The 16,360-nt window shown below is 62.2% G+C and carries 12 protein-coding genes; 4 read left to right on the forward strand and 8 right to left on the reverse strand.

What is annotated here, in order from left to right:
• Positions 1 to 125: 125 nt before the first annotated feature.
• The 4 genes from VQ071_RS06535 (at position 126) to VQ071_RS06550 (ending at position 4,451) form a co-directional block, all read left to right on the forward strand.
• A complete protein-coding gene (locus tag VQ071_RS06535) occupies positions 126 to 956 on the forward strand; it encodes a DUF817 domain-containing protein (RefSeq protein ID WP_445293270.1) in 831 nt (276 codons plus the stop codon).
• Between the two features lie 160 nt (positions 957 to 1,116).
• A complete protein-coding gene (locus VQ071_RS06540; protein ID WP_340513091.1) occupies positions 1,117 to 2,151 on the forward strand; it encodes a LacI family DNA-binding transcriptional regulator in 1,035 nt (344 codons plus the stop codon).
• Positions 2,148 to 3,119 (forward strand): N-acetylglucosamine kinase, encoded by a 972-nt coding sequence (locus VQ071_RS06545; RefSeq protein ID WP_340513092.1) that lies wholly within the window; start codon positions 2,148 to 2,150, stop codon positions 3,117 to 3,119. The genes VQ071_RS06540 and VQ071_RS06545 overlap by 4 nt, the downstream gene beginning before the upstream one ends.
• A gap of 30 nt (positions 3,120 to 3,149) precedes the next feature.
• Positions 3,150 to 4,451: a 6-phospho-beta-glucosidase gene (locus tag VQ071_RS06550; RefSeq protein WP_340513093.1), complete on the forward strand. Its 1,302-nt coding sequence runs from the start codon at positions 3,150 to 3,152 to the stop codon at positions 4,449 to 4,451.
• Positions 4,452 to 4,552: 101 nt separating this feature from the next.
• On the opposite strand, the gene VQ071_RS06555 is transcribed toward VQ071_RS06550, so the two are convergent.
• From VQ071_RS06555 to VQ071_RS06590, 8 genes are all read right to left on the reverse strand, one after another.
• Entirely contained in the window at positions 4,553 to 5,395 is an 843-nt protein-coding gene (locus VQ071_RS06555) for a protein phosphatase 2C domain-containing protein (protein ID WP_340513094.1), read from the reverse strand.
• 25 nt (positions 5,396 to 5,420) lie between these two features.
• Positions 5,421 to 6,611: an ABC transporter substrate-binding protein gene (locus VQ071_RS06560; protein ID WP_340513095.1), complete on the reverse strand. Its 1,191-nt coding sequence runs from the start codon at positions 6,609 to 6,611 to the stop codon at positions 5,421 to 5,423.
• 117 nt (positions 6,612 to 6,728) lie between these two features.
• Positions 6,729 to 8,411 carry an ABC transporter permease gene (locus tag VQ071_RS06565; protein WP_340513096.1) on the reverse strand — a complete coding sequence of 561 codons (1,683 nt, stop codon included), beginning with the start codon at positions 8,409 to 8,411 and terminating at the stop codon, positions 6,729 to 6,731.
• Positions 8,368 to 9,498 (reverse strand): ABC transporter ATP-binding protein, encoded by a 1,131-nt coding sequence (locus tag VQ071_RS06570; protein ID WP_340513097.1) that lies wholly within the window; start codon positions 9,496 to 9,498, stop codon positions 8,368 to 8,370. Before VQ071_RS06570 ends, VQ071_RS06565 begins: the two co-directional genes overlap by 44 nt.
• Positions 9,499 to 9,577: 79 nt before the next feature.
• Positions 9,578 to 10,666, reverse strand: coding sequence for an ABC transporter substrate-binding protein (locus VQ071_RS06575; protein WP_340513098.1), 1,089 nt, complete (start codon positions 10,664 to 10,666; stop codon positions 9,578 to 9,580).
• Between the two features lie 91 nt (positions 10,667 to 10,757).
• The gene (locus VQ071_RS06580) at positions 10,758 to 12,740 is read right to left on the reverse strand and encodes a methyl-accepting chemotaxis protein (RefSeq protein ID WP_340513099.1); all 1,983 of its coding nucleotides are present in this window, start codon (positions 12,738 to 12,740) and stop codon (positions 10,758 to 10,760) included.
• A gap of 221 nt (positions 12,741 to 12,961) precedes the next feature.
• Positions 12,962 to 14,197 carry a response regulator gene (locus VQ071_RS06585; RefSeq protein ID WP_340513100.1) on the reverse strand — a complete coding sequence of 412 codons (1,236 nt, stop codon included), beginning with the start codon at positions 14,195 to 14,197 and terminating at the stop codon, positions 12,962 to 12,964.
• Positions 14,169 to 15,992 (reverse strand): cache domain-containing sensor histidine kinase, encoded by a 1,824-nt coding sequence (locus VQ071_RS06590; protein ID WP_340513101.1) that lies wholly within the window; start codon positions 15,990 to 15,992, stop codon positions 14,169 to 14,171. Before VQ071_RS06590 ends, VQ071_RS06585 begins: the two co-directional genes overlap by 29 nt.
• Positions 15,993 to 16,360 lie beyond the last annotated feature (368 nt).

The following is a 16,360-nucleotide window of genomic DNA, read 5'->3' on the forward strand; positions in this document are numbered from 1 at the left end:
GACGAGGAATTTGTCGATGCAATAGAATAAATATTTATTGAATTACGATAAATTTTCAGTTAAATTAATTTGAGGAATCATTTGGATCCAAGTGATGAGGGGGCTGCTGCTGCATGATTTTGGGAATGGGCGTCTTCGGAAAGGGAAAGCGGGCGTATCGTGCGCCGGGGCGCGGGCGCGTCCGTCATGCGTTCGCGCAGCTGGTTCGTTTCGGCTGGCAGCAGGCGCTGTCCTGCGTATTTCCCGTCGTCATCTTCTCTTCGCTGGCGCTGACGCAGCTCGTGCCTCTGCCATGGATTCCCCGTTACGACTGGCTGCTGGTCATCTGTCTGTCCATGCAGGCGTGGATGCTGCGCACCGGGCTTGAGACGCGCGACGAGCTGAAGGTGATCACCGTGTTCCACTTGATCGGGCTGGCGCTGGAATTGTTCAAGGTGCACATGGGGTCCTGGGCGTATCCGGAGGCGGGATGGTCGAAGATTGGAGGCGTCCCGCTCTACAGCGGTTTTATGTATGCCAGCGTGGCCAGCTATCTCTGCCAAGCCTGGAGGAGACTCGCGGTCGAGCTGGTTCGGTGGCCTTCGTTCTGGCTGGTCGCCCCGCTCGCCGCTGCCATTTATCTGAATTTTTTTGTCCACCATTATTGGATCGATATTCGCTGGTGGCTGTCGGCGCTCGTGCTGCTCGTATTTTGGCGGACCTGGGTTACCTTCGAGGTAGGGCGTCAACGCTATCGGATGCCGCTGGCGCTGTCCTTCGTATTGATCGGTTTCTTCATATGGATAGCGGAAAATGTGGCGACTTTTTTTGGCGCGTGGCAATACCCGGATCAGTCTGCATCCTGGCGATTCGTCCACTTCGGCAAAGTAAGCTCGTGGCTGCTGCTCGTCATCGTCAGCTTCCTGATCGTAGCGACGTTAAAGCGGGTGAAGGGCCGGCACACGCCCCGGTCCTGACAAACGAGCGCAGCCTCAAAAAGTTAAAGCGTTTAAACTTTTGTGTTGCGTCCGGATCGCTTCTTGAAGTAGAATAGCGTTATTAAAGTTAAAGCGCTTAAACATTCGGCGTGCGGTTTCGGTCCGTGTTCGATTTGTGTTCAGAGAGGGGGACAGCGGCTTGAAAGTCAGCATCTTCGACGTCGCCCGCCAGTCGGGCTTGTCCGTGGTCACCGTGTCCCGTGTCATCAACAACGCGCCGTCCGTGCGGGCGAAAAACCGCGACAAGGTGCTGCAGGCGATGAAGGAGCTCGGCTACCATCCGAGCGCCGCCGCACGCAGTCTGGCCAGAGGACGGACCGGGATCATCGGACTGATCTTGGCGACGCTGCAGGATTCGTTGTTTGACGCAATCGTCAAGGAGATCAGCGACAGGCTGGCCGAGCACGGCTACTTTCTCGCACTGACCGTCGATACGGGAGCGAACGGCGGAGCGGGCAGGCTGATCTATGAGGAGGATCGCGTCGACGGCGTCATCGTGCTGTCGCCGATGCAGGAGGACGGCTACGAGCAGGAATTGCTGCAAAAGCGGATTCCGTACGTCCTGGTGGACAATCAACAGCCGTCTCCGACCGCGCCGTCCGTGGTCGTGAACAATGACAAGGGCGGCTACGAGGCGGCGCGGCATCTGATCTCGCTCGGACATCGGCATATCGCGCATGTGGCCGGTCCGCCCGAATTCCTGAGCAGCATGGAGCGGGAGCGCGGGTTCGTCCGGGCGCTCGACGAGGCGGGGCTCGAGCCGTGGCGAATCGAGCGGGGCGGGTTCGATACCGAGACGGGGTACCGCGTCGCCTCGTCCTGGATCGCTGCCGGGGAGCTCCCCGGCGCCGTATTCGCGGCGGACGACCATGTGGCGCTGGGCATCATCGACGCCTGCAAAAACGCCGGCCTCCGCGTGCCGCGCGATCTGTCGGTCGTCGGCTTCGACGACCAGTTCCTCGCGACGGCGCTGCGGCCGGCGCTGACGACGGTCCGGCAGCCTGCGGACCAGATCGCCCGCAGGGCCGTAGAGCTGCTGCTCGCGGCCATCGGTGGAGAGACGCACGAAGGCAGCGCCGTACAGGTCGATCCCGAGCTCGTCGTCAGGGAATCGACGGCGCCGCCGCCGGCGGCGGAAGCAAATGACTTGACGAAGGAGGGTGAGCGGTCATGAAGTATTATCTGGGCGTCGACGGCGGCGGCAGCAAGACGTATGTGCTGATCGCGGACGAGCTGGGCAGAATCGTCGGTAAAGGGCGCAGCGGCAACGGCAATCATCAAGTCGACCGCGAGGGGGCGCGCCGCAACATTCGCGAAGCCGTGGACATGGCGATGGCTGATGCGGAGCTGACGCGGGAGCAGATCGCATTCGCCTGCTTCGGATTGGCGGGCGCGGACCGGGAGGCGGACTACCGCATCCTGCGGCCGATGATCGCCGAGCTGGGCTTCGCCCGGCACGACATTCACTGCGATACGATCATCGCGATGCGGGCGGGCACCGATCGGCCATACGGCGTCGTGCTCATCTGCGGCAGCGGCACGAACAGCGCGGGCCGCAGTCCGGCGGGAGAGAGCTTGCAGGTGGGCGGCTTCACCTACGCCACGGGCGACTTCGGCGGCGGCGGCGCGCTGGCGGTCGAAGCCTTCCGCGCGGTCATCCGCGCATGGGACGGCCGCGAGCCACAGACGGCGCTGACGCCGCTCGTGCTGGCGGAGATGGGGTATGCGTCCGTCGCGGAGATGTTCGACGATTGTCTGGACCGCGACCGGCAACCGCCGCTCGGCCTGGCCAAGCTGCTGTTCGAGGCGGCGGCGGGCGGAGATGCGGCCGCAATCGATATCTTGCGCAGACAGGGCGAGGAGCTGGGCAAGCAAGCGTCGGCGGTCATTCGCCGGCTGGGCATGGAGCAGGAGACGTTCGACGTCGTCATGGCAGGCAGCATCTTGACGCGCGGCCAAGGGGACTACGTGCATGCGGAGATCCGCCGGGCGGTGGCGGCGGCCGCGCCGAACGCGGCGGTGAAGAAGCTGGCGGTCGAGCCGGTCGTAGGCGCGCTGTGGATGGCGTACGAGGCGGACGGCCCGCTGCCGCGGCAGGCATACGAGACATTGAAGGACGCTGCGGAATTCGAAGCGATCTGAACCTGAACCGATAACAGGAGGATGAAGAACATGGCACAAGGCTTGAAGGTAGCCGTCATCGGCGGTGGCTCCTCATATACGCCCGAGATTGTGGAGGGCTTCATCAAGCGGTACGATCAGCTCCCGATCCGGGAGCTGTGGCTCGTCGATATCGAAGCGGGCAGGCACAAGCTGGAGATCGTCGGCGCGCTCGCGCAGCGCATGGTCGCGCGCTCGGGGCTCCCGATCTCGGTCCATCTGACGCTGAACCGGCGCGAGGCGATCGCGGGCGCCGACTTCGTATCGACGCAGATGCGCGTAGGCCTGCTCGAAGCGCGCAAGTGGGACGAGCATATCCCGAACCAGCACGGCGTCATCGGCCAGGAGACGACAGGCCCGGGCGGCATGATGAAGGCGCTGCGCACGATTCCCGCGCTGCTCGACATCTGCCGCGACATCGAGGAGCTGGCGCCGAATGCCTGGCTGCTCAACTTCACCAATCCTGCGGGCATGGTCACCGAGGCGATCCGCCGCTACTCCAAGGTGCGCAGCATCGGGCTGTGCAATGCGCCGATCGGCCTGACCAAGTGGCTCAGCGCCAAATACGACGCGCCCGCCTCGCGCATTTATACGGAATTCGTCGGTCTCAATCATCTGCATTGGGTGACGCGGATCGAGGTCGAAGGCATCGACCGGCTGCCGGAGCTGCTCGACAAGCGCGAGGAATACTCGGGCAAAAACGTGCCGGCTTCCGAATGGGACCCGGATTTCCTCCGCTCGCTGGGCGGCTTCCCCTCGTATTACTTGAAGTACTTCTACATGACCGACGTCATGCTCGCGGAACAGCTGGAGTCGCTGAAGAGCGGCGGTACGAGAGCCGAGGTCGTGAAGAAGGTCGAGGACGAGCTGTTCGAGCTGTACAAGGACCCGAATCTGCAGGAGAAGCCCAAGCAGCTCGAGAAGCGCGGCGGCGCCTTCTATTCGGAGGCGGCGGTTAACCTGATGGAGTCGCTGTACGGCGACAAGCGCGACATTCAGACGCTGAACGTGCCGAACGGCGGCACGCTGGATTTCCTGCCGCCGGACGCGTGCATCGAGGTGAACTGCGTCGTGACGGGCCAGGGACCGCTGGCTCTGCCGGTGACGAAGGTGCCCGAGCAGGCGAAGGGGCTCATCCAGGCCGTCAAAACGTATGAGCGGCTGACGATCCGCGCTGCGGTGGAAGGCGATCGGGACCTCGCCCTGCAGGCGATGGCCGCGCATCCGCTCGTGCCGTCCGTCGGCGTCGCCAAGCAGCTGCTCGGCGAGATGCTGGAGAAGAACCGGCCTTATCTGCCTGCTTTTTTTAGCTAAGGGTCAAGGGCGCGGCATAAGCGGCATAAGAAAAGCCATGATGATGTGAGGGAATTCCCTTTGCATCGTCATGGCCTTTTGTTTGTTTCCGGCGGCCTCGATCAGTCGAGGTCGATGCGGATGGCGGTTTTGTCGTCCGATATTTTGAGGCGGGTGTACAGGGCTTGCCGGGATTCGTCGAGTTCGTTGGCTACGAGCCACTCGGCATAGCCTTGCAGTCCTTTTTGTTCGATGAGTGCGACCATGTCCGCCATCGGGGGGGACGGATGGCCGGCTTTGCGCGGCAGGAAGAGGCCGTCTGTGATGAGGTACAGCGTGCGCAGCTGAATCCGGTTGAGCATGCCATGCTCTACGTAGTTCGCCAGCATCGGGTCTCCGTTCAGAATGCCGTAGCCGCCGGTCGTGTTCGTCAGCAGCCGGTTTTGGCTGATCGCCTGGAATGCCCGTTCGCGGGTTTGCTTGGGGGTCAGTCCCTCCGCGAGGCATTGCTCCCACAGCAGCCGGGTTTTTTCGTCGAAATGGTCGACCTGATCGTGCGTCACCGTCCGCACTGTACCGTCGTTGTAGACGGCTACGATCATGCAGTCGCCCGTCTGCGCGTATTCGATCTGGTACTCGCCGATGCGCACGACCGCGAGCCCGGTCGCCCACAGAATCCGCTTGTCCTCCACATCTACGCCCTGCTCGCGCATCATGGCGCGAATTCGTTCGTTCGCCCGCACGGCGTGCTTCCGCAGCGACAGACCGGCCGTCTCGTCGTCCAGCGACTCGAAATATTGCTGCACGCTGTGCGAGGCGAGATAACCGCCCGTCTCTACGCCGGGCCGGCTCGCTTCGGAGGTCGCGCCGTCCATCACGCCGTATATGCGGTACTTGTCGTTGACGACAGATGCGTCCTCGTTCCATTCGTTGCAGCCTTGTATCGATATTTGCTCTATTTTCATTCGTTACCCTCCCATTGCCGTGCGATTAAAGCCCGATGTCGACGGAACTGTCCGGGTACGTCTCCAGCTTCTCTTGTTCATCGGTGTAGCTGCGCCAGCGGCGCTCGTCGTCCGCCTCCGCCGGCTTGACCGCCAGCCGCTCGGCGATCTGCATGACCGCCGTCTCCCGCTCCGTCAGGTCACCGGACCGGAGCAGGCTGTCCGCGATGTCGGCCCGCGCCGGAATGAGCGATGCCGCATGCAGCAGCTCCGTCTGCACCTGCTCATCCAGCAGGTAGCGGATCGCCTGCCGCGACAGCGCCTCCTCGCGCGCGTCCGACGTCATCACCGCGAACCCCCGCGCATCCAGCAGCAGTCCGCCGTCGCGTTCGTCCTGCGGCAGCGCCGCAATATCGAAGTCGAATTTGCCGCCGATATACTTTTCCAGCACGGCCCGCTTCTGAGAGGAGCTGATCAGCATCCCCGCCTTGCCGTAAATAAACTGACTCTCCGCCAGCTCATGCTGCAGCGGGGGCGTCATTCGGGATACGTCCACATAATCCCGCCAGCGTCCGAAGCTGCCGAGCAGCCGCTCGCTGTCCCATGACCCGGTGCCTGCGTCGTAGGCGGCGTTCATATGCACCCATGCCATACTCGGATCGGCTACCAGTCCCCAAATATCCGTTTTGCCGTCCTGGTCGACATCCTTGACGATTTTGCCGCCGGCACGCTTGATCGCGGCCCAGTCCGCAGGCGGCTGCCCCGCATTGGCTGTGTGAAACAAATTGCGATTGCTGTACACCACCGGCACGCTGCCGCCGATCGGCACCGCCCACTGCTGCCCGTCGTAGGAGAAGGCGGCTGTGAACGGCTCGCCGATGCGGTCGGCGTACGCCGCCGTCGCCGGATCGACCGGCCGGACGATGCCCCGCTGCACCAGCTGCGCGACACCGTAGGTGCTGCCGATCTCGGCGATGTGGGGCGCCGCATTCGCGGAGATCGCCTTCAGCAGCTCCTCGTACAAGGCGTTCCAGCTTCGGAAGCTGCGTATATTGAGGTTCAGGCCCGGATTTTGCTTTTCATAGCGTTCCAGGAAAGGCATCAGCTCTTCGTCGTACAGCCATACGTTCATGGACGTCGATTCGCCGTTCTCCCGGCCCTGGCTGGGCGGAGAGCCCGACCAGAAGATCATCGCCGCGATCAGACAGCCGGCACAGAGCAGGAATCCCGTAAGCATACCTAATCGCCTTTTCATTGCGTTTCCCCTAACGTTCGTATTCGTCTCGTTATGGAGATCAGTATACCTTACCTGCCCCGGTCGAAACCAAGCCCGGCTGCCGGAACGCGCCCGCCGTTATACCTTTAATTCCTTGCGTCCGGACACGAAGTAGGCGATCAGCAGCGAGACCAGCGTCGTCAGCGACAGGATCGAAGCGAGCGCTGCGCCCGTACCGTAGTTCGAGGTGAACACCTCGCTGTAGATCGTCACCGAGATCGTCGCCGTGGCGCCGTAGTACAGCACGATCGTCGAGCTCAGCTCGTTGATCGTCGTCACCCAGCTCAGGATGCCGCCCGAGGCCACGCCCGGCGCCATCAGCCGCGCCGTCGTCTTGAAGAACGTCTTGGCCGGCGGCACGCCGAGACTGATGGACGCCTCCTCGACGCTGCGGTCGAGCTGGGTCAGAATCGCGGTGCTGGAGCGGATCGTATACGGAATTTTGCGCACGATATAGGCGATGACCAGAATGATCCAGGTGCCGGTCAGCACGAGCGGCGGCTTGTTGAACGCGATGATCAGGCTGATGCCGAGCACCGTGCCGGGCATGACGTACGGCAGCATGATGACGCCGTCCATGATCGCGGTGAGCTTGGACTTGCGGCGCACGAGCACGTAGGAGATCAGCATGCCGAGCACGATCATGATGACGATCGCGATGATCGAATACGTATACGTGTGCAGGATCGCCCTGGGCACGCGGAACAGAATCTCCCGGTAGCTCTCGAGGCTGAAGCCGCGCTGGAATACCGGCCCCTTCTTTTTGATGAACGAGGTGACGATGATCGTCGCCTGCGGGATGATCGAGACACAGACGACGGCCAGCGCCGCCAGTGTCAGCAGCGCCTTGGGCACGGGGCCGAGCTGCTTCACGGTCGGGGTGCGCATGCCCGACATCGCATAATTTTTGCGGGAGACGATATACCTCTGCACGAACAGGATGGAGGTCGTGCACAGGATCAGGATCACGCTCAGCGTGCTCGCCATCGCCGCATTGCCGCCCAGCTCGCTGATGAATTGGTCGTAGGCGAGCACCGGCAGCGTCTTGTAGCCTTGGCCGATCAGCATCGGCGTGCCGAAGTCGGCGAACGAAGCCATGAATACCATCAGCATGCCCGCGGACAGCGTCGGGAAAATCAGCGGCAGCGTCACGGTACGCAGTCTGCGCCAGGCCGACATGCCGAGGCTTTGCGACGCTTCCTCGAGGGAGCTGTCGATCGTCTTGAGCGCGCCCGATACGTACAGGTAGATATGCGGATACAATTGCAGCGTGAATACGAATACGATGCCGTGCATGCCGTAGATCGAGTTTATATGAAGGCCGATATCCTTCAGAAAGTTCGTGATGAAGCCGTTGTTGCCGAGCATCAGAATCCAGGAGTAGGCGCCGATGAACGGCGGCGAGATGAGCGACATAATAATCAGGATATGGATGAGTCCCTTGAAACGGATATTGTAGCGCGTCGTAATGTACGCCATCGGCACGCCGATCAGCGTCGCGAACAGCATGGCGAGTCCCGATACGGTGAAGCTGTGCCACAGCGCCCTGCGATAGTAGAGCAGGCGGCCGAAGTCATAGTAGTTCGCCAGCGTGAACTTGCCGTCTTCATTGAACAAACTCGTACCCATCAAGGAAAATAGCGGATAGATGACGAACAGCAGCAGAAAGGCGTAAGCGAACAACGTCACCCAGGTCCAGAAATCCCAGACGCGCAGACTAAGCCGTTTCCAAACCTGACTTTGCAGCGATGCTGTTTGCACTGTACACAACCTCCTTGCCGGTCGAATCGAAAATAACCGCCTTGGCGAGCTGGAGGTCGACGTATACGCGCTGTGCCTCCTGATGCATCAGATGGGGCGCGATCGCATATTCCGTCGCCTCGATCGTCTGGCCGTCGGCCAGCTCGATCGCGTAGCTGATTTTTTCGCCCAGATAAGTGACCGATTTGACGCGCCCCTCCAGGTCGCTGCCGTTCTGCCGGCTCAGCGAGATGCGGACATTTTCCGGACGTACGGAGATCAGCGCTTCGCCCTCGTAAGGTACCGTGAGCGGCGTCTGGTACGAGGTCCGGAGCAGCTCGATCGTGCCTTCGGACGCAGCCGCGTTCGGACGGGAGATCGTGCCCCGCACGAAGTTGGTGGTGCCGATGAAGCTCGCGACGAACCGGTTGCGAGGATACGAATAGATCTCATGCGGCCGGCCGATCTGCTGCACGATGCCGTCGCTGAGCACGGCGATGCGATCCGATACGGCGAGCGCCTCCTCCTGATCGTGCGTGACATAGATAGTCGTAATGTTCAGTTCCTTTTGCAGCTTGCGAATGTCCGACCGCATCTTGATCCGCAGCTTGGCGTCCAGATTGGACAGCGGTTCGTCCATCAGCAGCAGGCTCGGCCGGATGACGATCGCTCTGGCGAGCGCGATCCGCTGCTGCTGGCCGCCGCTCATATTGGAGGGCACGCGGTCGCGCAGATGCGACAGCTCGACCATCTGCAGCGCTTCCATGACGCGCTCCTCGATTTCCTTCTTTTTCACCTTGCGGGCCTTGAGGCCGTACGCCACATTCTCGAATACGGTCATATGCGGGAATATCGCGTAATTTTGAAACACCATCCCGATATCGCGGTTATGCGTCGGAACGTCGTTGATCAGCCGGTCTCCGAAGTACAGATTGCCTTCCTCTTGCTTGTAAAAGCCGGCGATCGTACGCAGCAGCGTCGTCTTGCCGCAGCCGCTCGGGCCGAGCAGGGTGAAAAACTCGCCTTCCCCGATCGTAATATGGGCGTCGTTGACGGCCTTGTTCTGTCCGAAATATTTCGTTACGTGATCCAGCACGATTTTTTGCATGATTTATACCCTCCTGAACAGGAAAGGGAGGCATTCCCGATTCGCCGCGCGCGCAGGCTGCCTCCCGATCCGCTATCGATTATTCGGCTCCGATCAGAATGTTGTTGAAGTGCTTCATCACGGCGTCCTTGTTCGTCGACGCCCAGTCGAAGTCATAGTCTACCAGCTTGAGATCCTTGGAAGCCGGGATGCCCGACGCTTCCGCCGCGTCCGTACGCACCGGACGACGCTTGAATTCGCTTTGCAGCATATCCTGCACGTCCTTGCCGACCGCGAAGTCGACGAACGCCTTGGCATTCTCCATATTTTTTGCGCCCTTGATGACGGCGAGGCCGTCGGGTACTGCGGACGTGCCTTCCTCCGGATAGATGATGCCGACGTTGGCGCCGCCCTCCAGATTGCGCAGCGCCGCTTCCTCCAGCGTCACGCCCAGCGGGAATTCCTTGTCGGCTACGCCCTTGTACACCATCGACGAGCCGCTCAGAATTTTGCCGTCCAGGTTGTTGACGAAGCTTTTGACATAATCCCAGCCCTTGCCGTCATCCCGTCCGAACGCGGTCAGCATCGTCACGACCTGGGTGAACGAGGAGCCGGACTTGGCCGGGTCGGCGAATGCGATCTTGCCCTTCCACTTCGCATCGAGCAGGTCGGCCCAGCCCTTCGGCTCCTCGCCCGCCTTCACCAGATCCTTGTTGTACATGATGACCATCGGCAGTGCGGAGAACGGGGTGAAATGGTTGGCCTTGTCCTTGTAGGCGTCGCCGATGTTGGCGGCTTCCGTCGTCTCGTACGTTTCGAAATATTTCGCATAAGCGGCCAACGATTCGGCGCCGCCGCCGAAGAAGACGTCGCCCAGCGGGTGGCCGTCCTCGGCCTGGACCCGCTTCAGCAGCTCGCCCGTGCCGCCGGAGATCAGCTCTACCTCGATGCCCGTGCGATCCTGGAACTCTTTCAAAATCGGATTGTTGATCTCGGCCTGGTTCGGCGAATAGATCGTCACCTTGCCGCTCAGCTTCTTCGTCTCGCCGGAGCCTTGGCTCGCGGAAGCGCTTGCCTTCTGGGACGGCGAAGCTGCGGCACCGTTGTCTTTGTCGTTCGATCCGCAGCCTGCCAGCACGCTCAGAGAAAGCGCCGTCAATATCGTTCCTGTCAAAAGTTTGTAGCTCATAGTTGACCTCCTCGTTTATGTTCCCCTCGGGATAGCTTAACTATAAATGCGGCTTGGTAGCGCTCTCAATGAGACAAAATTGCAGCTTGGTTTAATTTCTTGTCACGAGGCCCGCCAGCGAATGCTGCAAATTTGCAGACACCTCGCGCAGCTCCGCCGCCAATTCCACCAGCCTCGCGCTCGACGCAAGCTGATCTGCGCCCAGCGCGGCCACCTGCTCGCTCGCGGCCGCAGCCTGCTCCGACGTCGCGCCGACCTCGCCGACCGAGCCGACGAGCGCGCGCTGCGCCTCGCCCAGCCGCCGGTTGCCGTCGGCCATGCCGTCCAGCCGCGCTCTGAACCGGTCCATCTGACCGGCCACATCGCCGAAGATGGCGAGCGCCGAGCGCGTCGTCCGCACCTGCTCGGAGAACAGGGGCTGCGCCTCCCGCAGCAGAGCGGTCGTATCGTGCGCATCGTTCTGCACGAGGCCGGTGATGCGCCGCACATCCTCGATCGATTGCTTGGACCGGGCGGACAGCTGCCGCACCTCGTCCGCGATGACCTTGAAGCCCCGGCCGGCGTCTTCCTGCGAGCGCACCGCTTCGATGGCTGCGTTGAACGACAAAATCTCCGTCTGCTTCGAGATGTCCTCGAGCAGCTCCAGCACGCGGCCGATCGCGCCCGCGCTGTCCGCGAACCGCCCGGCGAGCGCCAGCAGCAGCGCGACCGTGCGCTCCGCCTCGGTCGCCTTGTCGCCCAGCAGGCGCAGATGGGCCGCGCCCTCATGGCTGGCGCGCAGCACCTGCTCCGCGCTCTGCTCCAGGGACCGGCACGCCTGGTCGGACTCCTGCACACGCGCTTCAATATGCTGCGCGCTGGCCATCCCTTTCTCCGCCTCGGCCGCCAGATTGGCGGCGCCCGTGGCGATCTCGCCGGTCGCCGCGGCCACCTGTCCGGCGGCGGCTTCGGCCTGCTGCGCATAGGCGTTCAGCGCCAGCGCCTGCGCGGCCATCCGGTCGGACGCCTGCCGGATGCGGCCGACCAGCGTGTCCAGATGGTCCGCCATCGCGTTGTAGCCGGCGGCGAGCTGGCCCAGCTCGTCCTTGCGGCGCAAGGTCGCGCGCCCGGAGAAATCGCCCGTCTGCCCGGCCCGCATCAACTGGCTCAGCACGGCGATCGGCCGGCCGATCGACCGGGCCATGCCGTAGGCGACCGCCACGGCAGCCGCGCCGCAGATCGCGATGATGACGAGCGTCAAGTTCAGGATGTGCTGCACCTGCGCGGTCAGCGCCGACCAGCGGGTCAAGCTCGCGAGCTGCCAGCCCGCGACCGGCACGCTCCCGGCGGCGACGAGCCAGCCGCGTTGGCTGTCCGCGGCGAGACTCGCGCCAATCCGGTCCGACTCCGGCTCCGTGTCGGCAAAGATCCGGTTCGCCGCGTCGGCGAGCAGCACCCGCCCGGCGCCGCCGGTCTTCAGCACCGCCAGCGCGTCGTCCAGCAGCTTCGTCTTCAGCTCGACGAGCAGGACCGTCGCATGCCCGCCGGCCGTGGCCGCGTCGATCTTGCGCAGATGCGTGAATACCGGGCTGCCCGAGACGCCGAGCATGCCCGCGGGCGCCGTCGGCAGCCAGGCCGACGAGGCGGACGAGTCCGCGAACTGCCGGAACCATTCGGCCTCCCGGTCCTGCTCCTTGAATGTGAACGAGGCCGTCGAGATGGCCTTGAGCCCTTGGTCCACGGGGAGCAGGTAGATGCCGCCGATCCCTTGGCCGGCGAACAGATAGCTGTTCAGCTTGGCGGCGATCGTCTCGTAGGCGCGCAGTCTGGCCGCGGCGTCCGCGCCGGCGTTCACGAGCGCCAGATTGGCGCTGATATCCGGGTCGACGGCGATCTGCTTGGCAATCTGCTCGTAAAATTGCAGCTGCAGGTCCAGCTTGTCTCCCGCCTGGCCTGCCGCAGTGGCCGCGGCCTGTACGGCCTGCCGCTTGACGACGGCGGCCGAGATCGTGTAGGAGGCGTACCCGACGACCGCCACGGCGGCGACGATGCAAGCGACGAACGCAATAAACAATTTGGCGCGGATCGATCTCAACGCCTTTTTCCCCCTCGCTATGACGGCTGGTAATGGCTGGACAAAGTATAAGGGGCGGGGAAAGCGCATACAACGGGAGCGAATTGCAAAATGGTTGAATTTTTTGTCTTCGTCCGCGTCCGTTCGCTGCGAGAACAAAAAAAGTCCCCGCCACAGGCGCGCATACGCGGCTGCAAGCGAGGACTATGCGACCAACAGGGTGCCGCATGGCGGCGGACGGTTCAGAAGAGACCTTGCCGCTTGCGGAATTCCGTCGGCGTCTCTCCCGTATATTTGCGGAAAATCTGGCTGAAATACTTCGAATCCTGATAGCCGACCGTCAGCGACACCTCGTACACCTTCTGATCGGGCTGCAGCAGCAGCGTCTTCGCCTCCTCAAGCCGCAGCTGGGTGACGAATTCGACGTAGCTGACGCCGGTCTGCTTTTTGAACAGCCGGCTGAACCCGCTCTCGCTCATATGCACGGACGAGGCGATATCGTGCAGCGAGATGTCTTCGCGATAATGCTCTTCGATATAGGCGATCGTCTCGCGCAGCTCCGCCTTGAGCTTGTCGACGCTCGGCATCTCGCGCGGCCGTGATGCCTTGCCCTGAGCCGTGCCGCGCTGCGCAGTCAGCGCCAGCTCGGCTTCCTCGTACGCTTCGGCCAGCTCGCCCAGCTCGCGGTGCGTCTCGCTCCAGCCGACCGCGATCGGCCGGCCGCCCAGTCCCGCCCGCAGCTCGTCCAGCAGGTCCGGCCACAGCTCGGCGCTGTCCCGCTCCCCGAGCAGCACGGCGATCCGGTCCTGCGCCCGCGTGAAGGCGACGGTCGTCCGGTACAGCATCTCCTCGAGCGTGACGAGCTGCCGCCGGGCGTCCTCGGCCGCAAGCTCCGGGCCGTCCGGCTCGATCAGCCCGACCCGATAGGCCGCGAGCGATGCCGCCCGATCCGCCCCCAGCTCGAGGAACAGCTCTTTTTCCTTTTCTCCCGCGCTGTCCATCAGCAGGTCGTAGAGCAGCTTGCTCGACAATAGCGAGCCGCTGTCCCTGAACCTTGTCTGCCGGATGAACCGTTCGGTCTGCTCGGTCGTCTTGCGGCGGCGGACCTTGTCGCCGACCCGGCGGATGACCTGCATCAGCTCATCGGGATTGGTCGGCTTCAGCACATAATCGGCCGAGCCGATCTTCAGCGCCTGCTGCGCATAGGAGAAGTCGTCGAACCCGGTCAGGAACACGATCTCGACGCCGGGCAGTCGCTCCACCGCCTGTCTCGCCATCTCCAGGCCGTCCATGCCGGGCATGCGAATGTCCGTCAATATGATGTCCGGCCTGGCGCTCTCTACGATGTCCAGCGCGGCTGCGCCGCTGCTGGCCTCGGCCACGATCTCGCAGCCGAGCTCGTCCCAAGGGATGGTCGACTTCAAGCCTTCCCTGACCAACCACTCGTCTTCAACGATCATCAGCTTGATCAAGCTCATCCCCCGCCTGCTCTCGAATAGGTATCCATACCGTGACCGTCGTTCCCGCGCCGGCCTCGCTCTCGATTTTTATCGCTGCTTCGTCTCCGTAATACAGTTCCAGCCGCTTTTGCAGATTGCTGAGCCCGATCGCCGTATTGCCGGGCTTGGAGGAGGCGTAGCCGCCGTCCAGCTCGATGCGGCGCAGCTGCTCCTTGCTCATGCCGACCCCGTCGTCCGCCACCGTGAACCTGATGCGCTCCCCGTCTCTGCGGCATTCGATGCGCAGCGTGCCCGGCCCTTGCTTCATTTCGAGTCCGTGGGAGATCGCATTCTCGACGAGCGGCTGAATCAGCAGCTTCAGCGTATAGTAGCCCTTGACGTCCTCGTCGATCTGGAGAGAGACGTTCAGCTTGTCCCGGTAGCGCATCTGCTGCAGGAGCAAATAATTGTTGATCTGCTGCATATCCTCCTTGATCGTGATCAGCGACTTGCCCTTGCGGATGCTGAACCGCAGCAGCTCGCCCAGCGATACGACCGTCTTGCTGATATCGTCCACTTTATGAATGCGCGCCATCCAGTTGATCGAGTCCAGCACATTGTACAGGAAATGCGGGTTGAATTGCGCCTGGATCGCTTTAATTTCGGCTTCCTGCACCCGAATCTGCTTGTGATAGCCTTCCTCGATCAGCGTGTGCAGCTGGGCGACCATCGTGTTGAAGCTGCGTCCGAGCTGGCCGACCTCGTCCTCATGCTCAGCCGGGAACACGACGTTGAGATTGCCCGTCTCGGCCTGGCGCATGAGCGCGCCCAGCTTGCGCAGTGGCCGCGTCACATTGACGGACAGCACAAACGCCAGCCACACGGACAGCACGATGCCCGTCGCCATAATGACCAGCGTCAGATTGCGGATAATCTCGCCGTCCTTGGTCAGGGCGCCGACCGGCACGACGGAGATCAGCTTGAAGCCCGTCGTCTGCGACGTGTCGTACACGACCATCTGGGCGTGCCCGCTCTCGTCCTGCGCGCGAAAGTAGCCCTTGGTCCCTTTGAACACGCGCTCTGCGAACGGCTCGGTCAGCTTGGTGCCGACCTCGAGCTTGGAGGGGGAGCTGGAGATGATGTACCCGCTGCGGTCGACCAGGTACATCTGCGCGCCGGGCACCTGCTCTGCCTTGTTGTATTTGTTGGCGATCTCGCCCTCGCGTATGTCGATCACGATATAGCCGAGCGCCTTGTTCGTCTGAATATCCTTGATCTGCCGGCCCGCGCTCAGGACGACGCCGAAGTCCTCCGTTTTTTTCATCGCGTAATGCGTGTCCCATACGACATTGCCCGTCGCCAGGCGCGCTTTGCGGAACAGCCCCCAGTCCTCGTTGTAGGCGTCGTACTCTCGGGGCAGCAGCTCTCCCGTGAAGTAGCGGTCGCCGTTTTCCGCCAGCAGATAGATTTCGATTTCCCAGCTTTTGAAGCCGATGAACGAGGCGAGGATGTCGTTCATGTTTTTCTGATCGCGGCTTTTCTCCACCAGGCTGCGGCTGCCGTCCTTGGACAGCACCAGCTGCACCTGCTCGTTGCCGTATATATACATCGATAGCTGCTCGATGTCGTTGACGAAGTAGTCGATGCTGTAGTTGACCTGCGACAGGCTCTCCAGCAGCGTCTGGCACACCTTGTCCAGAATAAGTCCTGCCGACCTGTAATAGGAAAAACCGCCGAGGACGCCGAGCGGGACGATGGCGATCAGCATAAACAAGACGAGCAGCTTGTTCTTCAGCTTCATGCCCAGTATGTAGGAGCCGATCTTCCCCCGCACCGCCTCATCCCTCCCTCGATGAATTAATCATAACACTTGACGGGGCAAAAACAATTCAATCGGCGGGAGGGGGAGGGGAAGCGGTGGGCGGCGCAATGTTGTCAGGTTAAGAACCCTGCCGCTCCCCGGCGCGTGGTCTTCATGAATGTATTGTGCTTGGTCTGTTTGTTGCGTGTGAACGAGCGATCCTGGACGACAGGGATGCGGCTACGTTGAAGTTCTTCCCCAAACCGTTCGTGCAACACAGCCTTGAAAGGGGAGATAACTGCCAAACCGCAGTTATTTTCTCCTGCGCCAGGACATCTGGCGGCGATAACTGCATTTATACAGTTATTTTCGAGTCTGAGCCGGATGACGGTCGATTTTCG

It is taken from the genome of Cohnella sp. 56, assembly GCF_037963805.1.
Lineage (GTDB): Bacteria > Bacillota > Bacilli > Paenibacillales > Paenibacillaceae > Cohnella.

Excerpts from the sequence above, each read along its gene's own strand:
- VQ071_RS06535 (WP_445293270.1), top strand. The coding sequence starts at position 126 with ATGGGCGTCTTCGGAAAGGGAAAGCGGGCGTATCGTGCGCCGGGGCGC.
- VQ071_RS06550 (WP_340513093.1), top strand. The coding sequence starts at position 3,150 with ATGGCACAAGGCTTGAAGGTAGCCGTCATCGGCGGTGGCTCCTCATAT.
- VQ071_RS06575 (WP_340513098.1), bottom strand. The coding sequence starts at position 10,666 with ATGAGCTACAAACTTTTGACAGGAACGATATTGACGGCGCTTTCTCTG.
- VQ071_RS06545 (WP_340513092.1), top strand. The coding sequence starts at position 2,148 with ATGAAGTATTATCTGGGCGTCGACGGCGGCGGCAGCAAGACGTATGTG.
- VQ071_RS06555 (WP_340513094.1), bottom strand. The coding sequence starts at position 5,395 with ATGAAAATAGAGCAAATATCGATACAAGGCTGCAACGAATGGAACGAG.
- VQ071_RS06585 (WP_340513100.1), bottom strand. The coding sequence starts at position 14,197 with ATGAGCTTGATCAAGCTGATGATCGTTGAAGACGAGTGGTTGGTCAGG.
- VQ071_RS06570 (WP_340513097.1), bottom strand. The coding sequence starts at position 9,498 with ATGCAAAAAATCGTGCTGGATCACGTAACGAAATATTTCGGACAGAAC.
- VQ071_RS06560 (WP_340513095.1), bottom strand. The coding sequence starts at position 6,611 with ATGCTTACGGGATTCCTGCTCTGTGCCGGCTGTCTGATCGCGGCGATG.